This window comes from Vibrio sp. 10N.222.47.A9 (genome assembly GCF_963872585.1).
GTDB classification, from domain to species: domain Bacteria; phylum Pseudomonadota; class Gammaproteobacteria; order Enterobacterales; family Vibrionaceae; genus Vibrio; species Vibrio splendidus.
This window is the reverse complement of the sequence record NZ_CAWNBB010000071.1, coordinates 155,733-162,040: the sequence shown is the minus strand read 5'-3', so window position 1 is coordinate 162,040 and position 6,308 is coordinate 155,733. Positions and strand designations below refer to the sequence as shown.

4 protein-coding genes are annotated in these 6,308 nt (G+C 44.5%); 1 reads left to right on the top strand and 3 read right to left on the bottom strand.

Annotated features, from left to right (window positions below; genetic code table 11):
• Nucleotides 1–63: 63 nt before the first annotated feature.
• Nucleotides 64–1,575, bottom strand: a complete 1,512-nt coding sequence (locus AACT19_RS22395) for a DUF1214 domain-containing protein (protein WP_076648841.1) — start codon at nt 1,573–1,575, stop codon at nt 64–66.
• Between the two features lie 106 nt (nt 1,576–1,681).
• Complete coding sequence (locus AACT19_RS22390; RefSeq protein WP_017091728.1) at nt 1,682–2,470, bottom strand: hypothetical protein; 789 nt, start codon at nt 2,468–2,470, stop codon at nt 1,682–1,684.
• 130 nt (nt 2,471–2,600) lie between these two features.
• Here AACT19_RS22390 and AACT19_RS22385 point away from each other — a divergent pair, with 130 nt between their 5' ends.
• Nucleotides 2,601–3,527: a LysR family transcriptional regulator gene (locus AACT19_RS22385; protein WP_004731949.1), complete on the top strand. Its 927-nt coding sequence runs from the start codon at nt 2,601–2,603 to the stop codon at nt 3,525–3,527.
• A gap of 168 nt (nt 3,528–3,695) precedes the next feature.
• On the opposite strand, the gene luxN is transcribed toward AACT19_RS22385, so the two are convergent.
• Nucleotides 3,696–6,302 (bottom strand): quorum-sensing autoinducer 1 sensor kinase/phosphatase LuxN, encoded by a 2,607-nt coding sequence (luxN, locus tag AACT19_RS22380; protein ID WP_076648847.1) that lies wholly within the window; start codon nt 6,300–6,302, stop codon nt 3,696–3,698.
• Nucleotides 6,303–6,308: the final 6 nt, after the last annotated feature.

The following is a 6,308-nucleotide window of genomic DNA, read 5'->3' as shown; positions in this document are numbered from 1 at the left end:
TTAATGGAATTGGTATTAGTTTTTAGACGCATAGATAAATGATCTGTGATTCGCTCTAGATGATCAGTCCACACGCTTAAAGTTAGGCAGTAAGGTTTCTGGCTGCTGCGCTACAAACGCTTTACTTGGTGAGTAAGCGCGGAAGTAAACAAACCAGTTTTCATCTTCTCGGGTTTGCACCCAATTCGCTTCATTTACACCAGCAGGCTTAGTTGGCGAGAAGTGGAACGTGTAATTACCTTGCGCATCTTTAACTGTTCCTTCGATATTTGAACCCACGTCGGCACGTTCAATATCGTTGTCGATGATGGCGCGGTTCTCTACGTTGTAGACAGTAATTGTCCAGAACAAATCGGCGAAATTTACATCTCCATCTAGCGTCAAAGTATAGTGGTTACTGCCATTTAGCCCTTTGCCATTGTCGTCACGGTAGTTGTCTAGGTAGATCTGTCCCCAACCGCCGTTCTCAAATCCATGCATTGCGATGTCGTTAGTGACGGCTTCATAAAACCAAGCTGCACGTCCATCGAGGTCCATACCATAGTGACGGTCTTGGTTTGGTGTTGAAGCCGTTGCGACTTCCCACGAATTCCCTTCTTTACCGTAAGCCGCATGTGGTAGACGTTCTGTTTTGTTGAAATCGATGTTTTTGACCATAGCTTCACCCATGATTACAGCTTGTTCTAAGATGTCACGCTGCTGAGCTGATGGAGTAAATGCTTTGCCTTTTTCAATACCTAGTGGGCGTAACATGTCGTGCATCATACGATCGCGCTCTGCCACCGGTTCGGCTTGGATCGCTTCATTCAACGTCTCCCAAAATGCCATACCACGTGGGTGCTTAGCATCTTCACCACGCTCAGGGAAGTTCACGCCGTTATCGCTCAGTGGCTTGCCGTTAAGGTCAGTAATTTTTAATGCTTCTAAGTCTTTCATACGTTGTTGGTCTGAATCTGCCATTAAGCGAACACCCAAGAAAACATAGTTGGTGTCTGACTCAAAAACCTTAGCGCCTTTTGGCAGGTTGCTCGGTGTTTCAGACCCTTTGGCTTTTACCACGTAGACGCCCGGCTCAGTCATCTGAGAAATACCGATTTGCCACATGGTGTGTACTGCGCCGCGCAGTTCATTTGTGGGGATTTCTATAATAACGGGCTCTTTTTCTACGTTAAACCAAGTAATCGCGTAAGGCGTAGAGGTGTTGTAAGTTAAGCCTCCTAGCTTAGATTCATGAGACTCAACATAAGTAATTTGACCATCCTCTGCACCCATGTCGGCATAGGCTTGTTTCCATGCGTAGTTTGACACCAAAGGCACGGACCAAATGTAAGCTTGTGACGCGCGTTGATAGTCCATCAGTTCAAACAGTTTTGCTGAGCTTTCTTGTGTTGGAATGCCATGAAGAAAGTCTGTTTCGAAAGTAAAGTCACCTGCTCGCGTTTGGATCGTTTCTGTCGCATCACCGTTGCCTGCTATCGCTGTGGCTGAAAACAAGGCTGTTACAGAAACTAGCATGGCAGCTGAGCGTAATGGGCAAGTGAAACTACCGACAAAGGCTTTAGATATCATATTCATAATGTGTCCTCAAAAACTCAAAATTATTCGTCAAAACGGGAATGGCTCGTCGAACCGAAATCATTGGTTCAAACTGAAAGAGCTCATCCAAGCAGAAAGTGACTGCTTAAAACTGATAGTTAAATTCGATGCGGTGATCACCGTCTTCGATACTGGTGTTTTCTGTCCAGTTTGCAAAATAACGAACGTTCGCCCTTGGGTTAATCTGGTAGCTCGCAGCAAACTCATGTGCGAGTACAGAATCACTGCCCTCGAATCCATAATCTTTGAACGTTGATGAACCAGACATTGTGCCTAAATACATAGGGTTATAGTTCAACCAAATCTTGTCGGTAAGTTGCATTTTTGCGTACATACCCGCCACGTAAAAGGTACCGTGCATGTTGTAGCGGTCGCGAAGTTGATCTGCGTCGAGGTTACCTCCAGAGCCTTCTACCAACTCTTCACCTGCAGCAACACCGACACCCGCAAGCGGATAGAAATTAAACATGCCCATTTGTGGAAGAGCCTGTATAAAGCTGTATGACGCACTACCTTGATTACTATCGAAATCCCAAGACATATCGACTTGTGTACCTCGGCCATTGGTTAAGTCTACGCCGAAGTTTCTGAAACGAATCGAATCGATACTGTCATCTGCGCCTCGGTTATTCCAACCAATGGCTTCACCAGCGATGCCTTTGACTTCGAAGACATTCATACCCATGGTCGTATCGCTACCAGTGTCATAGGTTTGCCCGATTTTCAGGTTTAAGCCTTTGTCTGTGTAACCGAAGCCACCTTGTGTATAGACGGCTAACGGGTCTGACATATCTTGAATTTCGGCTTCTTCCGCGAACGCGACACTCACCAGAAACAAAGGAGTTAGAGAAAGGATTGAACGTTGTAATAACATAGATGCCTCATAAATTTATCTCACTACATCCGTGTACTGCGTGAAGGTGAGGTAACTATACAAAGTGGACATCGTTAAGTTAATTCATATAAACTTGACCATTCGTTAAGTATTGGTTTATGGTTTGGGTATGAAACTGAATAATGTCGATTTGAACTTATTGAAAGTGTTTGTGGTGGTATATCAGGAAAAAAGCTTGCGCAAAGCAGCTGAAAAGCTGTTTGTCTCGACACCAGCGGTAAGCCAAAGCGTCAAAAAGCTTAAGGAATCGTTAGGTGAAGAACTATTTGTTTTGTCCAATAAGCAGTTTCTCCCGACGCCTTATTCTGATGAACTGTATCGACGTGTTTTTCCATTATTGGACGGGTTGGTCACGGCGATAGAAGAGGGTAAACAGTTTACTCCTGCCGAACTAAGCGAAGACTTTAAGATAGAGGCGAACCCGCATCTTTTGCCTTGGTTAACACCCTCTCTGTTTCATCAACTCTCAGATGAAAGTCCACTTTCGAGGTTGATTAGTCATACTAGCTCCCAAGATTCACTGGAAAGACTTAAGAGTGACGAGATTGATTTTGTTATTCACTTTGAAGCTGAAAACCTGCCCGCCGAGATCATTGCCGTGCCTCTCGTGACCCTAAAATTTGTATTGGCAGTAAGAGTCGACCATCCTTTTAAAGAGGATGTAGCACAGATAGATGATTTGTTGTCCTTTCCATTTGCGCATGTTGATCTTGCTTACTTCGACCAAAACAAACACTCGCGATTGGAAGAAGAAGTTTTAAGCCAAGGTAAATCGATTAATATGGCGCTTCGAACGACGTCAGTTGTTGGGTTAATAGAAACGATTAAGCATTCCAATATGATCGCACCCTGCATGCCTCCGGTGATCGAACAGCACAAGGGAGTATTGCGCTCGATTGTGATTGAAGGATTAGAAGAAGATGCAGAGAAAATGGAGGTATTTGCCTATCTTCATAAGAAAAACCAACATTCTGCCAAATACAAATGGTTACTGGATTTGATCGAAACGGCGATGGTTGAAGCCAACCATCAGTAAGCTTTAACTGTGATTGTTTTTAATTGATTCAATGAGTTGACCAAAAAAATGCACTCAATACATCTCTTGAGGGCATTTTTTATTAACTATTTAACTATTTAACTATTTAACTATTTAACTATTTAACCATTGATTTGTTTAACCATTGCTCCGCTTTACCGTAGCCAGTTATTCACTTTCTGTTTCTTTGGAAGCGCTTGACGCCCAGCCTTTCTCTAGCCAGTTGTCCAGAACGTGTTGCAGTGCCTTCAAAGAGGTTGGCTTCTCTAGGCGACCATCCATCAACTTGCTGATCATATCTAACTCGTGTTGTCCTGATTCGCCAGACAAAGCAATAATTGGCGTTTGAGGAGAGCGTGCCTTGATGATCTGGCTTGCGTCAAAACCATTCATTATCGGCATTTGTACGTCCATTAAGATCAAATCGACCTTGTGTGTTTTGAACAGTTCGACGGCATTCTCACCGTTTTTGGCTTGCAAGCTATTGACGCCAAGTCGACTCAAGTACATTTGAACAAGCGTGCGTTGTACTTCTTTATCATCGACGATCAGTACGGTTGGAGCCAAATGATTCCCTGGGGTTAGCGTGCTTGTTGGTTCTGAATTTTGCGTTGCCGCTTGGTTATCTGGCTTCGCTTCTACGTTGGTTTTGTTTTCAGTTGCGGTTTGATTACTTTTCCAATCATTGAAGTAAGGCGTACGAAGCGCGTCTGCTTTGGGTGCATTGGGCACAACAGGGAAGTACAGGTGGAACTCAGTAAACTCACCAAGTTTGGAATGGCATTCAACTTTGCCACCAAATGAACGCATCACACGTTGGCAGTAGCCTAAACCTAAACCACTACCACCGCTTTTTTGGTAAGAGAAGAAGTCATCAAAGATCTTATGAACGATGGCTTCGTCAATGCCGGGGCCAGTATCACGGAATGTGAGGACGTTCTCGTAAGCCCCAGTTTTGGTGCTGATCTCAATTTGGCTGTCTGGATAAGAGTCAAAGTAGTAGATCGCGTTACGTATCAGGTTGAAAATAACGAAGTTGAATAGGGTTTCATTCAGTTTTGCCACAAAATCAGCATGTTGTGGTAAACGAATTCGCTCAATGATCTTCTCGTTCTCAAAGCCATAATGGCTGACGGCTTGATCCACGGCTTTGTGGATAGAGGTCATGGTGATTGGTCCATGCTCGGGTGAGCTATCACTGACTTCTCGCAAGATGATATCAATCAGCTGTCGACCACGTTGAATCGCAGCTTGGCCGTTCTCAATATCAAGTAGGATCTGTTTCGCTGGTGCTTGATTATCAATGTGCTGTTTTAATAGTTCAAATTGCAATTGCACTTGAGCCAGTGGGTTACGCATTTCATGAGCGATTGAGTTAGCAAGGGCACGGCTTTGGCGGATGCGTCTATCGGCTTCGATAGTGCTTTGTACTCGAGTTAACAAGGTTTGCAGGGCAGAGATCTCTTCGTTAGAGAACATCTGATCGTTGCTCTTGTGTGACGATACTAACAAGTGCGTGACCGATTTACCCTGGCCGAATAGAGGCATCACCAAAGCGGTATCGTTGGAGCTCATTTTGTCATACAGGGCTTTGATTGAGCGCTTGGCTGGTGCGGTGTAATCAAGCTCCTGAGACAACTCATCGAACACTAAAACGGACTTGTTAGTAGACAGATAATCTTCGTAGAAGGTTTCGTTGTAGTTGCTGTTCACTAGACGTAGCTTATCTTCTGGAATTTGCAGTAGGCTACCCAAACGACGCATTGCATCATCAATTGATAGCTTAAAATCCTCTTCTAGCGCGAGGATCTGTTGTACTGGCGTTTTCTTGTTTCCGTAGATAAAGAAGGAGGCGTAGTCGCTCACACGTTTGTAGAGTAAATGCCAAGTGATGCCGATAACCGCGCAGATCGGGATAGCAATGAGCCATTGGTTATCGTCTGTCAGTGGGATAAATATCGCGCCAAAAGGTATCACCAAAATTGCACACACCAACAACGTATTTAAGCTCATGTACGCAAGGTATTTCACGCTATAGAAGCGAGAGGTCAGTAGAGCATAGCCAACGAACAACATCTCACTGATCGACAAGGCGGGTGGCAGCCAAGTGAGTGAGAAGTCGCGGATGAAATAGGCAATACCAATATGAACTGTTGCAGTAGATAGCATGAAAACCAAAATGCCTGTAATCATGTAGTTGGTTTTGGCTAATATTAACTTGCTACTGTTGGCGCGCATGGCCAGGAGGTTGAGTAGCGTCAGGATAATTAAGCTTATTACTCCTGTAAAAAAGTACGGCGTGTACGGGCCAAACTCAATCACGAACTCGCTTGGGCCAGCAATCGTGACATGTTCAACGGTTAATCCCGGGCTTAAATTGATAAAGAAGGAATAGACAGTCAGTGTGACAAAAATTGCCTGTTGCCACGGGTGAACCTTACTATTACGTTGTTCGGCTGCGAGTTTACACGAGAAGTAATAGGCAAAGGCAAACGCACAGAAAGAGGCTAGGTTGGCCAATTTTGCTGCGTATACGGCGGCTGAGGCTCCAAGCTCTGGTAATAAGTCGGTATGGAAGTAGGCGTTACTGCAGATCCACGCAACAATACAGATGGAATACGCGATGTAAGGGGCATGGTGTGTTCCAAAAATAACTTTGTTCTTTTGTCTAAGGCGATAGCAGTAGTAGAGTAACCACATCACGACGATGGCTACAGTTGCAAGCAGTGTGATTGCTTTCGCATAGACTATTGCCTCTAGTCCGAAATCAAACATGTTCAT